This is a genomic window from Streptosporangium sp. NPDC005286 (genome assembly GCF_040607515.1).
GTDB lineage: Bacteria > Actinomycetota > Actinomycetes > Streptosporangiales > Streptosporangiaceae > Streptosporangium.
Genome location: NZ_JBEXGU010000032.1, coordinates 29,300 through 48,889, shown reverse-complemented (window position 1 = coordinate 48,889; position 19,590 = coordinate 29,300). Strand labels below are relative to the sequence as shown.

Annotated in this window: 21 protein-coding genes and 1 pseudogene; 14 read left to right on the top strand and 8 right to left on the bottom strand. The window is 69.0% G+C overall.

The window, feature by feature from the left end:
* Window positions 1-364 precede the first annotated feature (364 nt).
* On the top strand, window positions 365-1,348 hold the full coding sequence (locus tag ABZU75_RS14850) for a BtrH N-terminal domain-containing protein (protein ID WP_355554028.1): 984 nt from the start codon (window positions 365-367) through the stop codon (window positions 1,346-1,348).
* 128 nt (window positions 1,349-1,476) lie between these two features.
* Here the strand turns inward: ABZU75_RS14850 and ABZU75_RS14845 are convergent, their stop codons facing one another.
* Window positions 1,477-2,667 carry an RtcB family protein gene (locus tag ABZU75_RS14845; protein ID WP_355554025.1) on the bottom strand — a complete coding sequence of 397 codons (1,191 nt, stop codon included), beginning with the start codon at window positions 2,665-2,667 and terminating at the stop codon, window positions 1,477-1,479.
* 30 nt (window positions 2,668-2,697) lie between these two features.
* On the opposite strand from ABZU75_RS14845, the pseudogene ABZU75_RS14840 reads away from it, so the two are divergent.
* From ABZU75_RS14840 to ABZU75_RS14825, 4 genes and pseudogenes are all read left to right on the top strand, one after another.
* A pseudogene (locus tag ABZU75_RS14840) lies at window positions 2,698-2,901 on the top strand (RtcB family protein); the annotation flags it as partial.
* 219 nt (window positions 2,902-3,120) lie between these two features.
* Window positions 3,121-4,110, top strand: a complete 990-nt coding sequence (gene moaA / locus ABZU75_RS14835; protein ID WP_355554022.1) for a GTP 3',8-cyclase MoaA — start codon at window positions 3,121-3,123, stop codon at window positions 4,108-4,110.
* Window positions 4,107-4,715: a molybdenum cofactor guanylyltransferase gene (locus tag ABZU75_RS14830; protein WP_355554019.1), complete on the top strand. Its 609-nt coding sequence runs from the start codon at window positions 4,107-4,109 to the stop codon at window positions 4,713-4,715. Before moaA ends, ABZU75_RS14830 begins: the two co-directional genes overlap by 4 nt.
* A gap of 9 nt (window positions 4,716-4,724) precedes the next feature.
* Entirely contained in the window at window positions 4,725-4,973 is a 249-nt protein-coding gene (locus ABZU75_RS14825) for a DUF6457 domain-containing protein (RefSeq protein ID WP_350919434.1), read from the top strand.
* Between the two features lie 196 nt (window positions 4,974-5,169).
* Here ABZU75_RS14825 and ABZU75_RS14820 read toward each other — a convergent pair whose 3' ends face one another.
* A complete protein-coding gene (locus ABZU75_RS14820) occupies window positions 5,170-5,481 on the bottom strand; it encodes a DUF3099 domain-containing protein (protein WP_350919120.1) in 312 nt (103 codons plus the stop codon).
* A gap of 75 nt (window positions 5,482-5,556) precedes the next feature.
* On the opposite strand from ABZU75_RS14820, the gene ABZU75_RS14815 reads away from it, so the two are divergent.
* Complete coding sequence (locus tag ABZU75_RS14815) at window positions 5,557-5,769, top strand: dodecin (protein WP_030904659.1); 213 nt, start codon at window positions 5,557-5,559, stop codon at window positions 5,767-5,769.
* Window positions 5,770-5,835: 66 nt separating this feature from the next.
* Here ABZU75_RS14815 and ABZU75_RS14810 read toward each other — a convergent pair whose 3' ends face one another.
* Window positions 5,836-7,203 carry a metallopeptidase TldD-related protein gene (locus tag ABZU75_RS14810; protein ID WP_355554014.1) on the bottom strand — a complete coding sequence of 456 codons (1,368 nt, stop codon included), beginning with the start codon at window positions 7,201-7,203 and terminating at the stop codon, window positions 5,836-5,838.
* A 62-nt stretch (window positions 7,204-7,265) separates the two neighbouring features.
* Window positions 7,266-8,765: a TldD/PmbA family protein gene (locus ABZU75_RS14805; protein WP_355554011.1), complete on the bottom strand. Its 1,500-nt coding sequence runs from the start codon at window positions 8,763-8,765 to the stop codon at window positions 7,266-7,268.
* Between the two features lie 76 nt (window positions 8,766-8,841).
* On the opposite strand from ABZU75_RS14805, the gene ABZU75_RS14800 reads away from it, so the two are divergent.
* Window positions 8,842-9,546 carry a beta-ketoacyl-ACP reductase gene (locus ABZU75_RS14800; protein ID WP_350919126.1) on the top strand — a complete coding sequence of 235 codons (705 nt, stop codon included), beginning with the start codon at window positions 8,842-8,844 and terminating at the stop codon, window positions 9,544-9,546.
* 1 nt (window position 9,547) lies between these two features.
* A complete protein-coding gene (gene fabI, locus ABZU75_RS14795) occupies window positions 9,548-10,312 on the top strand; it encodes an enoyl-ACP reductase FabI (RefSeq protein ID WP_343961094.1) in 765 nt (254 codons plus the stop codon).
* 65 nt (window positions 10,313-10,377) lie between these two features.
* Here fabI and ABZU75_RS14790 read toward each other — a convergent pair whose 3' ends face one another.
* Window positions 10,378-11,271, bottom strand: a complete 894-nt coding sequence (locus tag ABZU75_RS14790; RefSeq protein ID WP_355554006.1) for a hypothetical protein — start codon at window positions 11,269-11,271, stop codon at window positions 10,378-10,380.
* A gap of 176 nt (window positions 11,272-11,447) precedes the next feature.
* The gene (locus tag ABZU75_RS14785) at window positions 11,448-12,392 is read right to left on the bottom strand and encodes an aldo/keto reductase (protein ID WP_355554003.1); all 945 of its coding nucleotides are present in this window, start codon (window positions 12,390-12,392) and stop codon (window positions 11,448-11,450) included.
* 65 nt (window positions 12,393-12,457) lie between these two features.
* On the opposite strand from ABZU75_RS14785, the gene ABZU75_RS14780 reads away from it, so the two are divergent.
* From ABZU75_RS14780 to mshC, 5 genes are all read left to right on the top strand, one after another.
* Window positions 12,458-13,159, top strand: a complete 702-nt coding sequence (locus tag ABZU75_RS14780) for a histidine phosphatase family protein (protein WP_355554000.1) — start codon at window positions 12,458-12,460, stop codon at window positions 13,157-13,159.
* A gap of 9 nt (window positions 13,160-13,168) precedes the next feature.
* On the top strand, window positions 13,169-13,741 hold the full coding sequence (locus ABZU75_RS14775; RefSeq protein WP_355553997.1) for a DUF3090 domain-containing protein: 573 nt from the start codon (window positions 13,169-13,171) through the stop codon (window positions 13,739-13,741).
* The gene (locus tag ABZU75_RS14770; protein ID WP_355553994.1) at window positions 13,738-14,499 is read left to right on the top strand and encodes an SCO1664 family protein; all 762 of its coding nucleotides are present in this window, start codon (window positions 13,738-13,740) and stop codon (window positions 14,497-14,499) included. The genes ABZU75_RS14775 and ABZU75_RS14770 overlap by 4 nt, the downstream gene beginning before the upstream one ends.
* Before the next feature lie 91 nt (window positions 14,500-14,590).
* Complete coding sequence (locus tag ABZU75_RS14765) at window positions 14,591-15,319, top strand: NRDE family protein (RefSeq protein ID WP_355553991.1); 729 nt, start codon at window positions 14,591-14,593, stop codon at window positions 15,317-15,319.
* Window positions 15,320-15,409: 90 nt separating this feature from the next.
* Window positions 15,410-16,633 (top strand): cysteine--1-D-myo-inosityl 2-amino-2-deoxy-alpha-D-glucopyranoside ligase, encoded by a 1,224-nt coding sequence (mshC, locus tag ABZU75_RS14760; RefSeq protein ID WP_355553988.1) that lies wholly within the window; start codon window positions 15,410-15,412, stop codon window positions 16,631-16,633.
* Window positions 16,634-16,847: 214 nt separating this feature from the next.
* Here mshC and ABZU75_RS14755 read toward each other — a convergent pair whose 3' ends face one another.
* Both ABZU75_RS14755 and def read right to left on the bottom strand, forming a co-directional pair.
* Window positions 16,848-17,051 carry a cold-shock protein gene (locus tag ABZU75_RS14755; protein WP_030904638.1) on the bottom strand — a complete coding sequence of 68 codons (204 nt, stop codon included), beginning with the start codon at window positions 17,049-17,051 and terminating at the stop codon, window positions 16,848-16,850.
* 213 nt (window positions 17,052-17,264) lie between these two features.
* Window positions 17,265-17,741, bottom strand: a complete 477-nt coding sequence (def, locus tag ABZU75_RS14750; RefSeq protein WP_343961111.1) for a peptide deformylase — start codon at window positions 17,739-17,741, stop codon at window positions 17,265-17,267.
* Window positions 17,742-18,207: 466 nt separating this feature from the next.
* Between def and ABZU75_RS14745 the strand changes: the two genes are divergently transcribed.
* On the top strand, window positions 18,208-19,527 hold the full coding sequence (locus tag ABZU75_RS14745) for an MFS transporter (protein ID WP_355553982.1): 1,320 nt from the start codon (window positions 18,208-18,210) through the stop codon (window positions 19,525-19,527).
* The last annotated feature ends 63 nt before the right edge of the window (window positions 19,528-19,590 follow it).

Genomic DNA, 19,590 nt, shown 5'->3' with positions numbered 1-19,590 from the left:
CGCCTGGTCGGCGGGTCTCGCGATGGCCCATCCGCTATGCGGTCGACAAACCAGGCGAGGATCCCGAGTTCGATGCGCTTCGGCGCTTTGAGAGATACGTCCAGTCGAAAGAGGATCCGGACGAGTACATCTTTGAGGGGGTCTTCGACGTCGAACGCTCTGATGATGGATGATCGAGCGGTTCAGCTGTTACACAGGTTGAATTCGTAGAGTCGGTCATGGGTTTGCCGGAGTGTCGACGGCTGGACTCTCCCACTGTGGGAGGCCTCATGCTACTCCCAGCGGTCCCCAGTAATTGATCATGAAGGCATCAGGGATGGGGACGGTGTGACCGTTCGCCGCGTCAGCATGAGGAGAGCGACGCATGACCATCGTGAAGGACATCGAGGCCCGTGGCATGCACCACTGCGAGACGACGGCGCTGGGGGTGCTGTTACGGCATGAGGGACTTGATCTGTCCGAGCCCATGCTGTTCGGGCTGGGTTCGGGCCTGTCCTTCATCTATTGGGACAGCAAGGGCATGGCGTTCCCCTTTCTCGGAGGCCGCGTCAAGCCTTTCGACCTCACCAGGAACCTGGCCGCCAGGCTGAGGCTGACGTTAACGGCCGAGGAGACCACCTCACCGCGCAAGGCGTGGGAGAACGTGGCCGCCCCCATCGACGCCGGTCGGCCGGTCGGCCTCCAGCTCGACTGCTACCACCTGGACTATTTCCGCTCCAAGGTGCACTTCGGCGGTCATGTCGTCGCCATGTACGGCTACGACGAGCACGACGTCTACCTTGTGGACACCGACCAGCAGGGAGGAGCGGTGCGCACCAGCCGGGCCGGCCTCGCCATGGCGCGGGCCGAACGCGGCCCGATGACCGCCAGGAACCGATCCTTCACCATCACCCTGCCGGCTCACCCGCTTTCCTGGCAGGACCAGATCATCCCCGCCATCAAAGACTGCGCCGACGCCTTCCTCGCCGCTCCCATCGCGAACCTGGGCCACCGCGGCATCGAGAAGGCCGGCAAACAGGTGCCCAGATGGCTGCTACGCGCCGGCGAGCCGCAGCAGGACCTGCCGCAGGCCGCCCTCCTCATGGAGAAGGGCGGCACCGGCGGTGCCCTGTTTCGCGCCCTCTATCGCGACTTCCTCGACGAGTGCACCCGGCTGATCGACAACGGCAACCTCCGCGCCGGTCACAGGCTGTACGCCGATGCCGCCGTCCTGTGGACGGACGTGTCCACCTTGATCGCGAAGGCTGGAGAGAGCGGCGACGCGGGGTACCTCGAGCAGGCCGGCGTCATCCTCCACGATCTTTCGCGCATCGAGAAGGACGCCATGCAGGTGCTGCGTCAGTTGTAGCGCAAAGGGAAGGCTGAACCGCCCCGGCTTTGCCGGAGACCTTGATGTGCCCCGAGCGTCGGCTGAGAAGTCGGTAAACGCAGCGCCCCGCCGCCTGTGATCGGCGACGGGGCGCAGAAGGTGCAGGTTCAGCCCTTGTAATTGAACACCTGGCGCAGCGTGTGCTGGATCGCGACCAGGTCCTTCTGGTCTGCCATCACCTGGTCGATCGACTTGTACGCCTGCGGGTGCTCGTCCACCAGAGCGGCGGCGCGGTTCGCGTTCCAGGTGCGGCCGCGCATCGCCTCGGTCAGGGACGCGGCCGTCAGCTCACGCTTCGCCCGGGTGCGCGACATCCTGCGGCCGGCTCCGTGGGAGCAGGAGTTGTACGACATCGGGTTACCGAGCCCGCGCACGATGTATGAGCGCGTCCCCATCGAGCCTGGGATCACGCCCTCGTCGCCGGTGTCGGCCTTGATGGCTCCCTTACGGGTGATCCACAGGTCCTTGCCGTCGTGCGTCTCCTGCTGCGTGAAGTTGTGATGGCAATTGATCGTCCGGAGCCGCTGGCCCTTACCGACGACCCGGAACAGGGCGTTGCTCAGCACCTTGTCCATCCGGGCACGTGAGGCCATGGCGTAGTGCTGCGACCACAGCATGTCCTCGATGTAGGCGGTGAACTCCGGCGTGTTCTGCACCAGGTAGGCCAGGTCCGGGTCCTCCAGGCCGATCGCCTGCTTCTTCATCGTCTTCTTGGCGTCGACGATGTGCTTGGTCGCGAGCAGGTTGCCGATGCCGCGCGAGCCCGAGTGCAGCACCGTCCAGACCCGGTCACGCTCGTCGAGGCAGACCTCGACGAAGTGGTTGCCGGATCCGAGGGTGCCGAACTGCAGGGACACCTTCTTCTCCTGCTGAGGAGTCAGGTCGGTGTGCGGACGGCCGAGGTCGCTCAGTGCGCGGTCCATGGACGGGTCGTCGTGGCCCTTGCCGACGCCGGCGGGGATCCGCTTCTCCACCAGCGGCATCAGGGCCTCAAGGGTGTCCGGGAGGTCGGCGGCGGTGAGCGTCGTCTCGGTCGCGACCATGCCACAGCCGATGTCGACGCCGACGGCGGCCGGGATGATGGCCCCTTCGGTGGGGATCACCGATCCGACCGTCGCGCCGATACCGATGTGCGCGTCGGGCATGAGAGCGACGTGTCCGGAGACGATTGGCAGGCGGGCGGCGCGTGCGGCCTGCATGATCGTACCCTCGTCGATCTCGCTGGCCCACGACACCAGGTTCGGTGCGGGCTGGTTCGGCATTGTGATCTCCTTCGTTGCGAGATCCAGCTTGCCCATGTCCAACGTGATATCCCACTGGTTTTCGGGCGGATGAGACGGAACAAGGCGAAGAAGACCTTCACCCTGGAGGACTTCAAGGCGCAGACCGCCGGCGTCGAGTGCCGCAAGGACACCGGGGTGATCGACGAGATCCCCGGCGCGTACAAGGACATCCAGTCGGTCATGGCCGCGCGGACCGACCTGGTCGAGGTGGTCGCGCACCTGCGGCAGCCGGTCTGCGTCAAGGGCTGAGCGATCGGTCTGCGACCAGGGCGTGCGGGGCCGTTTCGAGGGGCATGAGGACGCAGGGATCTCAGGGACCGGATCGTCCGGACAGATCTGGCGATCTCCCAAGGAATCAACCATCTCGCGATGATGTTGAAATGGTCGAGGCCTGTTTGGGGCCAAGTGGGGGGCCGGCCATAGGCTGGCCCCCTGCTTAATAGGTGACCGACTGGGAGGTGGCGCCCCGTGTTGCAGGATTTGTTCGGTCGTGTGGCGACCGATCTGCGGGTGTCCCTCACGGACCGCTGTAACCTGCGCTGTTCCTACTGCATGCCGCCCGAGGGCCTGGAATGGTTGCCCAAACCCGAACTGCTGACCGTCGACGAGATCGTCCGGTTGGTCACCATCGGGGTGGAGCGGCTGGGCATCACCGAGGTCCGCTACACCGGGGGCGAGCCCCTGCTCCGCCGCGAACTGGTCGACATCGTGACCCGCACCACCGCGCTCGGCCCCACCCCGCAGGTCTCGCTGACCACCAACGGGATCGGGCTGAGCCGGATGGCCGCCGCCCTGGCCGCCGCCGGCCTGCACCGGGTCAACGTCTCCCTCGACACCCTCGACCGCGAGACCTTCAAGAAGCTCGCCCACCGTGACCGGCTGGCCGACGTTCTTGAGGGCCTGGAGGCGGCCCACGCCTCCGGCCTGCGTCCCGTCAAGGTCAACACCGTGCTGATGCGCGGGATCAACGACCACGAGGCCGTGCCGCTGCTGCGCTACTGCCTGGAACGGGGGTACGAGCTGCGGTTCATCGAGCAGATGCCGCTGGACGCCCAGCACGGCTGGCGCCGGGAGAACATGATCACGGCCGACGAGATCCTCGCCCGGCTCCAGGCCGCCTTCGACCTGACCGACGCCGACCCGGTGGAACGCGGCAGCGCTCCTGCGGAACTGTTCCTCGTCGAGGGCGGCCCGGCCAGGGTCGGTGTCATCGGCTCGGTCACCCGCCCGTTCTGCGGTGCGTGCGATCGGGTGCGGCTCACCGCCGACGGCCAGATCCGCAACTGCCTGTTCGCCACCGACGAGTCCGACCTGAGGAGCGCGATGCGCTCGGGGGCGAGCGACGACGAGATCGTCGAGCGCTGGCGGTCCGCGGTCCGGATCAAGAAGGCCGGTCACGGCATCGACGACCCGGCCTTCCTGCAGCCGTCCCGCCCGATGTCCGCCATCGGCGGATGACCGCCCGCCACGACGCCTGCGTCCTGGCGGGCGGTCTCGCGAGACGGCTCGGCGGCCGGGACAAGCCCGCCCTGCACGTCTCGGGCCGCCCGCTGGTCGAGTCGGTGGCCGCCGCCGTGCCCGGCGCCGGCAGGCTGGTCGTCGTCGGGCCGCCCCGCCCCGGGCTGCCAGGCGCGATCTTCCGCCGTGAGGATCCACCCGGAGGCGGCCCCGTTCCGGCGCTGCGGGCGGGGCTGGCCGAGGTGACCGCGCCGTGGGTGGTGCTGCTCGCCGCCGACCTTCCGTTCCTGACCGCCGAGCACGTGTCCGCGCTGCTGGACGCGGCAGGCGCAGGCGCGGGGACGGTGGCGTACGCGGAGGGGGCACGGGCGGGAGCGGTGCTCGTCGACGACGGTGGCCGCGAGCAGTGGCTCGCCGGGGTCTGGCATACGGCGAGCCTGACGCGGGCGCTCGCCCGCTACGAGGGACGGTCGCTGCACGGGCTGCTGGCCCCGCTCGACCCGGTCACGCTTCATCTCGCCGGGCGGCCGTGGTTCGATTGCGACACCATGGACGATCTACAGCGGGCGCGGGCCCAGGCGGGCGCTACCGCTGAGAAGGAGTGAGAGTTGAACGTGCTGACGGAGTGGACCGCGCTGGTCTGCCGGGAGTTGGGCATCGATCCCGCGACAGTCGATCGTGACGAGGTGCTCGACCTGACAAAGGAGGTCGCGCACGGGGTGGCCCGGCCGGCCGCGCCGCTGACGGCCTATCTGCTCGGCGTGGCGCTGGGGGCGGGCACGGCGCCGCCGGATGTCGTGGAAAGGCTGACCGCGCTGGCGCGTAACTGGGAGCAGACAACCGATACACAGGGTGAGAAATAACATCAGAGAAAAGGCGAGAACAAGTAAAAGTCATAAGAAAAGGGCGACGCCGGGTGGTTACGGGGGCAAACCACCCGGCGTCGCTTCATCGGCGTTCCGACGGGGGCCCGGAACGCCGGCACCAGTGCCCCGACGGGGGACCAGGGCACTTGGCTAAAGCGTACACCTACAACCCTTAGAGTGCGTCAAGACTTAGTCACGACCCGATCTCGCGTCGGTGGCGTGGAATCTCGCTCTGTCCGGAATCTTCCACGTCAGGGGCTCCCGTCACCCCACGTGGCGGCGCGTTGGCCCCGATCACGGCAATGTATGGTAAAAAGATCGCACCGGCGAAGAGCAGTAGTCGGACGGGTAGCGGAGCGGGCACGGTGAAGGCGAGGATCAGGCAGATCAGCCGGATCCCCATCTTGATGAAGTAGCTCTTCTCGCGCTTGCCGATGTCGGCACTCAGGGAGGGCTGAGCATCCGTCACCTGATGAACCACCGGGCGCTTGTGCCATCCCTTCACGATTCCCAATCTAGGCCTCATATCGGCTGGTGGCGAACGGTCATGTAATCATCGCTTTCCGGGAAGAAGCATGAGATGACAGATCGAACGTACCGGGTGACCGAGATAGTCGGCACTTCGGGGGAGAGCATCGAGGCGGCCGTGCGTAACGGAGTCCGCCGCGCCTCCCGGACCCTGCGTCACCTCGACTGGTTCGAGGTGACCGAGATCAGAGGGCACATCGAGGAGGGGGAGGTCGGGCACTTCCAGGTCGGGATGAAGGTCGGATTCCGGCTGGAGGACGACTGAGCCCGCCCGTGGCGGGCCCCCGGTGGAGGCCCCCTCCTCGCCACGGCACGGTCTGCCAGGCAGGGCCTAGCTGGCCTGGCTGACCGTCGACATGTTGAAATCGGGCACCCGGATCGCCGGCATGATCGCGCGGTTGAAGTAGTCGCTCCACTCACGCGGCAGGGTCTGCTCGGAGGCGCCGACCTCGGTGAGGCGGCGGAGCAGGTCCACCGGGCTCTCGTTGAAGCGGAAGTTGTTCACCTCGCCCACGACCTCGCCGTTCTCCACCAGGTAGACGCCGTCGCGGGTCAGGCCGGTCAGCAGCAGCGTCTGCGGGTCGACCTCGCGGATGTACCACAGGCAGGTGAGCAGCAGGCCGCGCTCGGTGGAGGCGATCATCTCCTCCAGCGACCGGCCGCCCCCGGGGCCTCGCATGATCAGGTTGTCGATGGCCGGGGTCACCGGCAGGCCGGTCAGTTCGGCGGAGTGCCGGGTCTGCAGCAGGTTGGCCAGTCTGCCGTCGGAGATCCAGTCGGTGGCCGCCAGCGGCAGCCCGTTGTCGAACACCGAGCTCTCCCGGCTGGAGGCGTGCGCCACCACGAACGGCGGGCACTCGATGTCCGGCTCGGCGGGGTCACCGTACAGGCGGATCGGCGACTCGGAGAGGACCTCGCCGACGCGGGTGCCGCCGCCGGGTCTGGAGAAGACGGTGCGTCCCTCCAGGGCGTCGCGGGCTCCGGCCGTCCAGTACAGGTAGATCATCAGATCGGCCACGGCCGTCGGCGGCAGCAGCGTCTCGTACCGGCCCGCGGGCAGGTCGACACGGTTCTTCGCCCACTCGAGCCGCCGGGCCAGCGTGGCGTCCAGAGCCGCCACGTCGACGTCGGAGAAGTCGCGGGTGGACACGCCCGTCCATGCCGAGCGCTTCATGTCCAAGGACTTGGCGTTGAGCTCCAGGCGGCCGGTGGGCTGGGTGTGCCGCAGCCTGGTGCCCGTGGAGGTGCCCACGAAGGTCGTCGTGACCGTGTGCTCGGCGAACCCGTACAGCCTGCGCCCGCTCGCCTCGGCCGCGGTGAAGGCCTCGCCCAGGGCGGGGGCGAAGGCGCCGAACACCCCTATCGAGGTCGGCTCGGCCGGGTCGTCCCAGCCGTCGGATCGGGTGCCCTCCAGCAGCGGCCGGGCGTCCTCGGACGGCTGGGCGTCCTCCGCGGCGTGGTCGGCGGCCGCCACGACGTCGTCGAGCTGGTCGGGGCGGACCGCCGCCCGTGACACCACGCCCACACCCCGCCCCACGATCGAGATCACGGTGAGCTGCGCGGAGCGGGACACGCCGTTGGTGGTGAGGGTGTTGCCCGCGAAGCGCAGGTTGGCGCTCGCCCCCTCGTCCACGATCACAACGACCTCGTCGGCCGTGGAGAGCTCAAGAGCCTTCTCGATCATCTCCTGGGGGCTCATCCCGCTCCTCTCCTGCCGGCTCGCCCGGCCGCCACCTTCATCCGCCCGCTCGCCGTACGCGCTCAACTGCCACTCTCCTGGGCGGTGTTGAGGACGCGCACGCCGCGGAAGAGCGCCGACGGGCAGCCGTGGCTGACCGGGGCTACCTGGCCCGGTTGCCCCTTGCCGCAGTTGAACGCCCCGCCGAGCACGTACGTCTGCGGCCCGCCGACCGCCGCCATCGACCGCCAGAAGTCGGTGGTCGTGGCCTGGTAGGCGACGTCGCGCAACTGCCCGGCGAGCCTGCCGTTCTTGATCAGATAAAACCGCTGACCGGTGAACTGGAAATTGTAACGCTGCATGTCGATGGACCAGCTCTTGTCGCCCACCACGTAGATGCCCCGGTCGACGCCGGAGATCAGCTCCTCGGTGGTGGGACCGTCGGGCGCCGGTCGCAGCGACACGTTCGCCATGCGCTGGATCGGGGTGTTGCCGGGGGAGTCGGCGAAGGCGCAGCCGTTGGAAGCGCCCAGGCCCTTCAGCAGCGCCATCCGCCGGTCGAGCTGGTAGCCGACCAGTACGCCGCCGGAGACGATGTCGAACTCCCTGGTCGCCACGCCCTCGTCGTCGTAGCCGATCGTGGCCAGGCCGTGCTCGACGGTGCGGTCGCCGACCACGTTCATCACCTGCGAGCCGTACACCAGCTTGCCGAGCTGGTCGAAGGTGGCAAAGCTCGTCCCGGCGTACGCCGCCTCGTAGCCGAGGGCGCGGTCGAGTTCGGTGGCGTGCCCGACCGACTCGTGGATCGTCAGCCACAGGTTCGACGGGTCGATCACCAGGTCGTAGGGGCCGGCCTCGACGGAGGGGGCCTTGAGCTTCTCTTCAAGGAGTTCGGGAATGCGCGCCAGCTCGCCGGGGAAGTCCCAGCCGGTGCCGGTGAGGTACTCGTACCCCCGGCCCGCGGGCGGGGCGAGCGTCCGCATCGAGTCGAAGCGGCCGTCCAGCACCCTCATCGCCTCCAGCTGGGGGTGGACGCGCACCCGCTGCTGCGTGGTGGAGGTCCCCGCCGTGTCGGCGTAGAACTTCTGCTCCTTGACCTGCATCAGCGACGCCTGGACGTGGTCCACCCTGGGATCTGTCAGCAGGCCGCGCGACCAGCCGGCGAGCAACTCCGCCTTGTCGCGCATCGGCACCTCGAACGGGTCGAGTTCGTAGGAGGAGACCCAGGTGACGTCGGAGTGAACCGGCTCGGGCGCCAGCTCGACGGGCTCGCGGTTGATCGCCGCCGAGACGAGCGCCACCTCCACCGCCTGCTCGGCGACGCGGACGGCCGCCTCGGGGGTGAGCTCGATGCCTCCGGCGAAGCCCCAGGTGCCGTTCTTGACGACCCGCACGGCATAGCCGAGGGTGTCGGCGTCGATGGAGCCCTCAAGTGCGGCGTCGGACAGGCGTACGGTCTCTCCGCGGATGCGTTCCAGCCGGAAGTCGGCGTGCTCGGCGCCCAGGTCCCGGGCGCGTTGCAGGGCCGCGTCCGCCAGCCGCCGCAGCGGCAGGGCGAGAAAGTCGGAGTCGATCTGGCGCATGTCAACGATCCTAACCCCGTGATCTTGTCCTTCCCGGACAAGAGGGTTACCCCCAAGTAGCCGATACCGTCTGACCATGGCTCGATCTGTTCTCGTAACCGGCGGCAATCGCGGCATCGGCCTCGCGATCGCCCGCGAACTCGCCCAGGCCGGCGACGCCGTCGCCGTGACCTACCGTTCCGGACAGCCCCCCGAGGGGCTGTTCGGCGTGCGCTGCGACGTGACCAGCACGGCCGACGTGGACGCCGCGTTCGCGAAGGTCGAGGCCGAGTACGGCCCGGTCGAGGTGCTCGTCGCCAACGCGGGCATCGCCAAGGACACGCTGCTGCCGATGATGAAGGAGGAGACCTTCACCGATGTCATCGACGCCAACCTGACCGGCGCCTACCGGGTCGCCAAGCGCGCCACCCGCGGCATGCTGCGGCTCAAGCGCGGGCGGATCGTGCTGATCTCCTCGGTGGTGGCCATGCTCGGCTCCGCGGGGCAGAGCAACTACGCCGCCTCCAAGGCCGGGATGATCGGTTTCGCCCGGTCGGCGGCCAGGGAGCTGGGCTCGCGCAACATCACGGTCAACGTGGTCGCCCCCGGTTTCGTGGAGACCGACATGACGGCCGAGCTCGACGAGTCCTACCAAGAGCAGATCAGGAAGAACATCCCCCTGGGCCGCTATGCCAGCCCTGAGGAGATCGCACGCGTGGTCAGATTCCTGGCCGGCGAGGACGCCGCCTACATCACGGGGGCTGTCATCCCCGTTGACGGTGGCCTTGGAATGGGGCACTGACGTGGGAATTCTCGAAGGCAAGCGGCTTCTCGTCACCGGGGTGCTCACCGACTCCTCCATCGCCTTCTCGGTGGCCAAACTGGCCCAGCAGGAGGGCGCCCAGATCGTGCTCACCGGCTTCGGCCGGCTCAGCCTGGTCGAGCGCATCGCCAAGCGCCTGCCGGAGCCGCCGCCGGTGCTGGAACTCGACGTCACCAGCACCGAGCACCTCGACTCCCTGGCCGACCGGGTCGGCGAACACCTCGGCGGCCTGGACGGCGTGGTGCACGCCATCGGGTTCGCCCCCCAGACCGCCCTGGGCGGCAACTTCCTGAACACCTCGTGGGAGGACGTGGCGACCGCCGTCCAGGTCTCCACCTACTCGTTCAAGTCGCTCGCGGTGGCCGCGCTCCCGCTCATGAAGGAGGGCGGCGCGATCGTCGGCCTCGACTTCGACGCCACCAAGGCCTGGCCGGTGTACGACTGGATGGGGGTGGCCAAGGCCGGCCTGGAGTCCTGCTCCCGCTACCTGGCCCGCGATCTGGGCAAGCACGGCATCCGGGTCAACCTTGTCGCGGCGGGTCCGCTCCGGACCATGGCCGCCAAGAGCATCCCCGGCTTCGGCGAGTTCGAGGACAGCTGGCCCGCCAAGGCCCCGATCGGCTGGGACATCAACGACCCGATTCCGGCGGCCAAGGCGTGTGTCGCCCTGCTGTCGGACTGGTTCCCCGCCACGACCGGTGAGATCGTCCATGTCGACGGCGGCGTGCACGCCATCGGAGCCTAGATCCTGTCTCGCGGGTCAGGTGGCGCCCGTGACCGAGGTGGGCAAGAGATCCAGAGAGCAGGGGGCTAGGCCACCCGGTGATGGCCCGGCGGCACCGGCTCGAAGGGGATCGACTCCTTGACCTTCCGCCTGCTGTACAGCAGGCGGACCGCGAGGATGGCCAGAATGAGCACCGCGGTGGTGAGCACGGTGCCCGCCGTGTCGGATGACCGGCTGGGCGTCACCGGCCGTTCGTTTGACATCTGCCGCTGCAACTCCTGCATCAGCGGGGCCGGCCAGAGCAGTTCCACCCGGGGTGCCTCGGCGTCGACCACGGGTGACGGTTCGGAGGTCACCGGTGCGTCCACGTCGATCGTGGGTGTGTCGGCCTCCGGATACGGCGACCGTGAGGGCTGTCGCGTCCGGCCGGTCGGCACCGGCACCGGTTCCTTCCGCGCGGGCCGGTGGCCGTGGTCGCGCGAGGGGCTCGGCGACGGCTTGGGCCGGGCCGCCTCCTGAGAGAGGGGACTCTCCGACGGGTCCGGGCATTTGGGGGAGGCCGCCGTGGGCCGGCAGGTGCCGGTGGGATCCTCGGGGCGCGGCCCGTTGCCGGAGGGGGTCTCCTTGCCCTCTGCGGGTCGGGTTTCGCCGGCCGAGGTGGCCGGTGCCTCCTCCCCGATGGGGGACGTCTTCTCGGCGGCGGGCGTCTGAGCCGTGGTGCCGGCGGTGTCGTCACCGGCGGGCGAGGACGAGAGCGGGGCCAGCAGGGGTGCGAGCGGGGAGGTGTCGCCCGTGATGCCGCTCACCACGTTGTCCACGGTCCGGCAGATCCCGCCCGTCACGGTGCCCAGCAGCCCTCCGTGATCGCAGTCGTCCACCTGCGTGACGGTGTCCTCCCGGGCGGTGTCCACCGACGAGACCGCCGGGATCCCGCTGCCCAGCACCAGCGCCAGTGCGCCTGCCGACATCGCGGTTCGCACTCGTCTCCCTTCCCCCGGGTCGGATATCGGCCGTGATGTGCTGCCGACATCCGGGTGCCCCCGCCACCTGTTCGACAGTCTTGTGGGGGGGCCCGGTTTTTTCACGGAAAGTTGCTATTCGGTATCGACTAGTGATACGCGAGGCGAATTCTCGTTCGGTTTCCGTCCTGGGCGTCTCAGTCGGCCGACACGTCGTCGAGTGCTTCCCTTATCTCCACGGGCAACGCCAGGTCCTCGGCCTGGAGCACCCCGGACAGCTGCGTGTGGGTGCGGGCGCCGACGATGGCGGAGGCCACCCCCGGCTGGTCGCGTACCCACGACAGGGCCACCGACAGCGGCGAGACGCCAAGCCCTTCGGCGGCGGTCGTCACCGACTCCACGACCCGGCGGCACCGCTCGTCGAGGTAGGGCGTGACGAAATCGGCGAAGTGCGGGGTGGCGGCCCGAGAGTCGGCGGGGATACCCGTGCGGTACTTGCCGGTGAGGACCCCGCGCCCGAGCGGTGACCAGGCGAGCACCCCGGCGCCGACATGCTCGGCGGCGGGGATCAGCTCACGCTCGGCCTCTCTGGCCAGGAGCGAGTACTCGACCTGGGCCGCGACGATCGGCACCCGCCCTGGAACCGCCCGTTGCCCCACGGCGGCGGTCGCCAGCTGCCAGCCCGCGTAGTCACACACCCCGGCGTACGCGGCCCGCCCGGAGGACACGATCGCGTCCACGGCGGCCAGGGTCTCCTCCAGCGGGACGTCGGGATCAAAGGCGTGCAGCTGCCACAGGTCGACCTCGTTGACGCCCAGGCGGGTCAGGGAGGCGTCGATCGCGGCGACCAGGTGCTTCCTTGAGGCGTCGCGGGGTCTGCGCCCGGCGGGGGTGAGCACGGCCTTGGTGGACAGCACCAGCTCCGAACGCGGTACCGAGTCGCGCAGCAGCCGCCCGAGCAGCCGTTCGGCGTCGCCGCCCGTGTAGACGTCGGCGGTGTCGATGAGCGTGCCGCCGGCCTCGGCGAACATGCGGAGCTGCGCCGCGGCCTCCTCGGCGCCGGTGTCACGCCCCCACGTCATCGTCCCCAGTCCCAGGCGGGACACCGACAAGCCGCTCCGGCCCACATAGCGCTGCTCCATGATCCGGCCAGATTACCGCTCGGCCACTTAAAAGTAGTGGAGTGAGGGCTGCAAGACTTGCCCGCGTGACGACCTTGTTGCTGGCCAGACACGGCCTTACCCACCTCACCGGTCCGGTCCTCGCGGGATGGACCCCGGATGTTCACCTCAGCGACGCGGGACAGGCCCAGGCGAAGGCCCTCGCCACCCGGCTGACCTCGCTGGAGCTCGACGCGATCGTCTCCAGCCCGCTGGAACGCTGTCAGGAGACCGCGCAGGCGGTCGCCGAGGGGCGACAGGGGGCGGAGGTACTGACCGATGAGCGCTTCGGCGAGTGCCGTTACGGTGACTGGACGGGCCGCCCGATCGCCGAACTCGTCAAGGACCCCCTCTGGCCGGTGGTGCAGGCCCATCCGAGCGCGGTGACGTTCCCCGGGGGAGAATCCCTGCCGGCCGTCCAGTACCGCGCCGTGGCGGCGGTCAGGGAATGGAACGAGCGCCTCGGCCCGAAGGCGGTCTACCTCGTCTGTAGCCACGGAGACGTGATCAAGGCCATCGTGGCCGACGCCATGGGGCTGCATCTGGACCAGTTCCAACGGATAACCGCTGATCCGGCCTCGCTCACCGTCATTCGCTACACCCCCTTGCGCCCCTTCGTGCTCAGGCTCAACGACACGGGTGGGGATATGGCTGGATTGCGCCTCGCGGAGGGTTCGGAAGGCGAGGACGGGGGAGAAAATCCCACCGGGAGTGATGCCGCAGTCGGCGGCGGATCCGGGACCACGTAAGGTCGGGCTATGCCGGTCTTCGACTACGATCCACCCGAGAGATTCGTGGCCGGTGCCGTGGGGCAACCGGGTTCACGAACCTTCTTCCTGCAGGCGCGGGGACAGGGCAGGCTGACCACCGTGGCGCTGGAGAAGTTCCAGGTGGCCGCGCTGGCCGACCGCCTCGACCAACTGCTCGACGAGGTGTTGCGGCGCGGCGAGGCCGGTGTCCCGGTGCCCGCCGCCGCTCCGGCCGCGCTGGCCGACAACGCCCCTCTCGACGTGCCGATCAGTGAGGACTTCCGCGTCGGCACCATGGCCCTGGCCTGGGACCCCGAGGCCGACCAGGTGGTCATCGAGGCCCAGGAGGCCGGGGTCGAGGAGGAGTTCGAGCCGTCCTCGCCCGCCGATCTCACGGTGCTGCGCGTGCACATCAGCCCAAGCGCCGCCAGGGCCTTCACCAAGCGGGCCATGGCACTCGTCGCCGCCGGGCGTCCGCCCTGCCCGCTCTGCGCCCAGCCTCTCGATGCCGAAGGGCATATTTGTGTGCGGCTCAACGGTTACCGGGGTAGTAGCGCTTCATCTGGTGGAGGAGGCGAATGAGCGCTGAGAGCGAGCCGACGCTGAGTACGGCGCCGGCCGCGGGGCTGGATGACGAGACCGCGATGCGTCTGCTCCGTGACGGACGGCTGGATGTGGCGGGTCGCCTGGTCGAGGCGACCAACATGACGCTTTACTGCTCGGTCCGGCTCGGCGGGCTCGCGGCGGCCTGTGTGTACAAGCCGGTACGGGGGGAGCGCCCGCTCTGGGACTTCCCCGACGGGACCCTGGCCGCCCGCGAGGTCGCCGCCTACGAGGTCTCCGCGGCGATCGGCTGGCGGATCGTGCCGCCCACCGTCTACCGGGACGGCCCGTTCGGCCCGGGAATGTGCCAGCTCTGGATCGACACCGACCCCGAGATCGACCTGATGGTGCTGATCCGCAGTCGCCAGCCCTCGCTGCGGCGGATGGCCGTCTTCGACGCCGTCGTCAACAACGCCGACCGCAAGGGTGGCCACCTGCTGCCGCTCGCCGACGGCCATGTCTACGGGGTCGATCACGGGGTCTCCTTCTCCGCCGAGGACAAGCTCCGCACCGTGCTCTGGCAGTGGCGCGGCAAGCCCCTGTCCCGCGAGGCCATGAACGTCCTGACCCGCCTCGAACGCGACCTGGAGCAAGGGCGGCTCGGCCGCCGCCTCCGAGAACTCCTCACCCTCCCCGAGGTCGAGGCGACCTGGTCGCGGGTCCGCAGGCTTCTCGACACCGGCCTGCACCCCCTCCCCTCCAAGGAGTGGCCGGCGATCCCGTGGCCGCCGATCTGAGCCCCGGATGGCAGGTGCCGTGACCTCGGACTCCTTGCCGGCGAAGGACCCCGCTCCGCGCCCGCTCGTGGCGGAGGCGTAGCCTCCGGGCATGTGCACGGTTGTCGTCAGCATCGATCCGAGCGCCGAGATCCCCCTGATCGTGGTCGGGGTGCGTGATGAGTTCACCGGCCGTCCCTGGGCTCCGCCGGCGGGACACTGGCACAAGGACCGGCCCGGCCTGATCGGCGGTCGAGACCTTCAGGGCGGCGGCACCTGGCTGGCCGTCGACCCCCGGGCCAGGAGGGTCGGGGCCCTTCTCAACGGGCACGGCGTGCTCGCCCCGGAGGAGACGCGCCGCTCACGCGGTGACCTCCCGCTCCTGGCGGCCGCCGGAGGCCGGCCGGTGGAGAGCGACCTTGACCGCTATGACCCCTTCCACCTGCTGCGCGCCGATCCCACCGGGGCCTGCCTGTGGCACTGGGATGGGACCGCGCTGGAGCGAGACGTCCTTCCTCCGGGAACCCACATGATCGTCAACAGCGGCTGGGAACGCGGTGAGGAGAACGAGCGCGTCGCGTTCTTCCGCCCCCTGTTCGCAAAGGCCGGCCGTCCCACGGAACTCGACGGCCCCTGGGAGGAGTGGCGGGAACTCGCCACCGGGGCGGGGATTCCCTCCGAGGACCTCCGGTCCATGATCATTCATCATGAGCTGCCCGACGGGCGGATCTTCGGCTCTCTCTCCGTCACCCTGCTCGCCCTGGCGCCGGGCGGCGTCCGCTACGACTTCACCGCCGCCCCCCGTGATCCGGGTGCCTTCCGCGAAGTCCGCACGGAATGATCTGGGTGCCTCGCGGAGTTGAGACGAATGCCTCTGTATCCGCCACCCCGAGCTGATCGGGGTGGTCTGTCTGCTCGATAGGCTCACTTTATGAGATCGTGGTCTGCGCCGAAGGTTCCTCGGCTTCCCGGTGCCGGTGTCCCGCTGCGGCTTTTCGACACCGCCGTGCGAGATGTCGTCCCGACAAAGCCGGGTCCCACGGCACGGATGTACGTCTGCGGCATCACGCCCTACGACGCCACCCATCTGGGCCACGCCAACACCTACCTCGCCTTCGACCTGGTCAACCGGGCCTGGCGAGATGCCGGGCACGAGGTGCACTTCACCCAGAACGCCACGGATGTCGACGACCCCCTGCTGGAACGCGCGGAGCAGACCGGCATCGACTGGCGTGACCTCGCCGAGCGCGAGATTGAGCTGTTCCGGTCGGACATGGAGGCGCTGCGCATCCTCCCGCCGCGCGACTACGTCGCCGTGACCGAGGTGATCGACCAGGTCGCGGCCCTGATCGAGTTGTTGCGTGACAAGGGCGCCACCTACGACCTGGAGGGTGACGTCTACTTCGACGTGGCCGCGGCCCCCAAGTTCGGTGCCGTCTCCGGTTACCCGGAGGAGCAGATGCTCGCCCTGTTCGGCGAGCGCGGAGGGGACCCGGACCGCCCAGGCAAGAAGCACCCGCTCGACTGGCTGCTCTGGCGTGCGGAGCGCCCGGGGGAGCCGTCCTGGCCCTCGCCGTTCGGTCAGGGAAGGCCCGGCTGGCACATCGAGTGCACCGCGATCGCTCTGGCGAACCTGTCCAGTGGTTTCGACGTCGCCGGTGGGGGCTCCGACCTGATCTTCCCGCACCACGAGTGCGGCGCCCACGAGGGCCACGTGGCGTGTGGCGAGTGGCCTTTCGCCAAGGCCTACGTGCACGCGGGCATGGTCGCCCTGGATGGCGAGAAGATGTCCAAGTCGAAGGGCAACCTGGTCTTCGTCTCCCGCCTGCGCGGGGAGACCGATCCGATGGCCATCCGGCTGGCCCTGCTGGCGCATCACTACCGCTCCGACTGGGAGTGGACCTCCGACCAGCTTGCCTTGGCGGAGGTGCGGCTGGCGCGCTGGCGCTCGGCGGCGGGCCTGCAGACCGGCCCCGACGCCGGTGTCGTGCTCGACAGGGTCCGTGCCCGGATGGTCGACGACCTGGATGCTCCCGGCGCCCTCGCGGTCATCGACGACTGGGCCGAGCGTGCCCTGTCGGAGGGCGGCAGCGACCCGGGCGCGCCGCTCCTTGTCGGGCGGATCGCGGACGCGCTGCTCGGAGTCGCGCTCTGAAGGCGGGGTGTCCGGCCCTCTCTGGCGCTGCCCGGGGCTCTCGGCGGCGTTGAGAGCCGCGTTGAGAGCCGCCCTGCCCGCTCTGAGGTCAGTGCTCTTCGGGCGGCCGCCTGGAGGGCACTCCCCGGCGGGGGAGCAGGGGCCGGAAAAACGACTGAGCCCGCACCGCTTGCGCGGTGCGGGCTCAGCCCGAAGCCTTTGAGGTCAAACCAGGTCAGATGAGCTCGACCTTGTCGGCCTGCGGGCCCTTCTGGCCCTGCGTGGTGACGAAGCTGACACGCTGGTTCTCCTCCAGGCTGCGGTAGCCGCTGGAGTTGATAGCCGAGTAGTGCACGAAGACATCGGCGGTGCCGTCATCCGGTGCGATGAATCCGAAGCCCTTTTCGGCGTTGAACCACTTAACGGTGCCCTCAGACAAAACTACTTCTCCTCATTGGGAGCCTCACCGAACCACCAGGTCGGCGGCACGGGGCTGCGTTGCGGACCCTACCATGCACCCGCGGAAACCATCCGGAGAAACTGTAACGTCCGCTGTCGGCGGACTTCTCATAAGCACTTGAGATGATAAGGCTAAGCTGAGAACTACGACTGCAACTGCAATACTCTATCGGACAGTTGTGAGGTGTGCAAGTCAAGAGATCGAGGCGAGGAAGCGTTCCCGCTCCTCCTCGGGGAGGCGGTCGATGAAGAGGGTGCCGTCGAGGTGATCGGCCTCGTGCTGGAGAACGCGGGCCAGCATGCCCAGGGCCCGGACGGTGACGGGTTTGCCGAACATGTCACGACCGCGGGCCGTGACCATGTAGGAGCGTTCCAGTGGCCACCAGTGGCCGGGGGCGGACAGGCACGCCTCGTCGGCCACGATCCTCCGCTCGGACAGTTCCAGGCGCGGGTTGACCAGGTGGCCGGACTTGCCGTCCAACTCGTAGACGACGACCCTGAGCGGGACGCCGATCTGCGGGGCGGCGAGTCCCGCGCGGCCCGTGCCGGCACGCATCGTGGCCTGGAGCGACTTCACCAGGACGCGCAACGCGCGGTCGAAGGTGGTCACGGGCTCGGCCACCGTGCGCAGCACGGGATCGTCGAACAGTCGGATTGGCTGGACGGCCACGCGCACTCCCCGAGGCGGATGAATCGGCACCGGTGACGGTTCCCGTTGTCGCGCCGGCTCAACCATTGCCGTTACTTGTGAGTGTGCTTCGGTAGGCGCGCTCCGACCGGCCCACGCCTTACGGCATGAGCGTTCTCTCGCTTCAGGCCACATCGGCTCCACGAGCGTTCGGCCTCTCCCCGCATCTCTGGGCGGCGTGAGCGTGAGCGCGATCACACTCCAGGAGCCGGCCGCGCCGCTACCCTGGGGGCGCGGGATCGTGACAGAGCGTGTTCGTGACCGAACGGTCGCCGGCTTCCCGCACCCCCCTGGGTTTCCGGAGTGTTGCGAGTGTGCGGCGTGTGCATTGCGTATTTCCAGGGTTAGTTACGTGTAACCGGTGCACCATCACAGACAGTGAATGTGCGTAACGCCGCCCTCCTAGTTTCGGAGATCGAAGCCCCCCGAAACCACAGGAGGACAGACGATGAGGCCCTGGATCAGCGACTGGCGGCCCGACGATCCGGATTTCTGGCAGGAGCACGGCCGGAAGGTGGCCAGGCGGAACCTGGTCTTCTCCATCTTCGCCGAGCACCTCGGGTTCACGCTGTGGACCGTCTGGAGCATCGTGGCCGTGCAACTCGGCTCCTACGACTTCTCCACCGACCAGCTCTTCTGGATCGTCGCCCTGCCCAACCTGGTCGGCTCGGCGCTGCGCATCCCGTACACCTTCGCCCCGGCTAGGTTCGGCGGCCGGAACTTCACGGTGGTCAGCGCCCTGCTCCTGCTCGTGCCCGCGGTGCTGCTGGCCGTCGCGGTCGGCGACCCCGGCACCCCCTACTGGGTGTTCCTCGCCATCGCGGCCACGGCGGGGCTGGGCGGTGGCAACTTCGCCTCCAGCATGGCCAACATCACCCACTTCTATCCCCGGGACAGGCAGGGGGCCGCGCTCGGGCTCAACGCGGCCGGCGGCAACATCGGGGTCAGTTCCGTCCAACTCCTCATGCCGTTGGTGATCGGGGCGTTCGGGCTGGCCGCCGCGGGGTTGTTCTGGATTCCCTTCATCCTGGCCGCCGCGGTGGGCGCCTACTTCTTCATGGACAACCTGACCTCGGCCAAGGCCAGTCCCGCGGACCAGTTGAAGGTCGTCGGCCGGGTCCAGACCTGGATCATGTCAGTCCTGTACATCGGTACGTTCGGCTCCTTCATCGGCTACTCCACCGCGTTCCCGCTGCTCATCAAGAGCCAGTTTCCCGAGCAGGCCTCGCTGGTCTGGCTGGCCTTCCTCGGTCCGCTGCTCGGCTCCCTGGTCCGCCCGGCGGGCGGCTGGCTGTCGGACCGGCTCGGCGGGGCGCGGGTGACGTTCGTCAACTTCGCCGCGATGGCGGGCGCGGCGGTGCTGGTCTGGCAGGGGCTGTCCCAGCGCGGCTTCGCGCTGTTCTTCTGTGCCTACATGCTCCTGGTCGCCACCACCGGTATCGGCAACGGCTCCACCTACCGGATGATTCCGGCGATCTTCCGGGCCAAGGCGGTCGAGGGCGTCACCCCGGGCACGGCCGCTCACGACGCCGCCGTGGCCGTCGGGAAGCGGGACGCCTCCGCGGCCATCGGAATCATCTCCGCGATCGGTGCCTTCGGCGGGTTCTTCATCAACCGCGGATTCGGCAGCTCCATCGCCGCGACCGGCGGGGCGGGGGCCGCACTGGCCTCCTTCGCCTCCTTCTACCTGGTGTGCGCGGTCATCACCTGGGCCTGTTACCTGCGTGCCGCAGGCAGTGTGCCGAGCCTGGCGGCGGCCCGGGTGTGAGCGCCGGCCAGGCCCGGCACCCGCCGTGCTCACATCCGGCACCGGCCTGGCCGACGGATAACT

Bases quoted from the DNA above. Each gene is read 5' to 3' on its own strand.
- ABZU75_RS14805 (WP_355554011.1), bottom strand. From the start codon at position 8,765: ATGCGCCAGATCGACTCCGACTTTCTCGCCCTGCCGCTGCGGCGGCTG.
- mshC (WP_355553988.1), top strand. From the start codon at position 15,410: ATGAGATCGTGGTCTGCGCCGAAGGTTCCTCGGCTTCCCGGTGCCGGT.
- ABZU75_RS14810 (WP_355554014.1), bottom strand. From the start codon at position 7,203: ATGAGCCCCCAGGAGATGATCGAGAAGGCTCTTGAGCTCTCCACGGCC.
- ABZU75_RS14765 (WP_355553991.1), top strand. From the start codon at position 14,591: ATGTGCACGGTTGTCGTCAGCATCGATCCGAGCGCCGAGATCCCCCTG.
- ABZU75_RS14815 (WP_030904659.1), top strand. From the start codon at position 5,557: ATGACAGATCGAACGTACCGGGTGACCGAGATAGTCGGCACTTCGGGG.
- ABZU75_RS14785 (WP_355554003.1), bottom strand. From the start codon at position 12,392: ATGGAGCAGCGCTATGTGGGCCGGAGCGGCTTGTCGGTGTCCCGCCTG.
- ABZU75_RS14850 (WP_355554028.1), top strand. From the start codon at position 365: ATGACCATCGTGAAGGACATCGAGGCCCGTGGCATGCACCACTGCGAG.
- ABZU75_RS14800 (WP_350919126.1), top strand. From the start codon at position 8,842: ATGGCTCGATCTGTTCTCGTAACCGGCGGCAATCGCGGCATCGGCCTC.
- ABZU75_RS14830 (WP_355554019.1), top strand. From the start codon at position 4,107: ATGACCGCCCGCCACGACGCCTGCGTCCTGGCGGGCGGTCTCGCGAGA.
- ABZU75_RS14845 (WP_355554025.1), bottom strand. From the start codon at position 2,667: ATGGGCAAGCTGGATCTCGCAACGAAGGAGATCACAATGCCGAACCAG.
- ABZU75_RS14775 (WP_355553997.1), top strand. From the start codon at position 13,169: ATGCCGGTCTTCGACTACGATCCACCCGAGAGATTCGTGGCCGGTGCC.
- ABZU75_RS14770 (WP_355553994.1), top strand. From the start codon at position 13,738: ATGAGCGCTGAGAGCGAGCCGACGCTGAGTACGGCGCCGGCCGCGGGG.
- ABZU75_RS14745 (WP_355553982.1), top strand. From the start codon at position 18,208: ATGAGGCCCTGGATCAGCGACTGGCGGCCCGACGATCCGGATTTCTGG.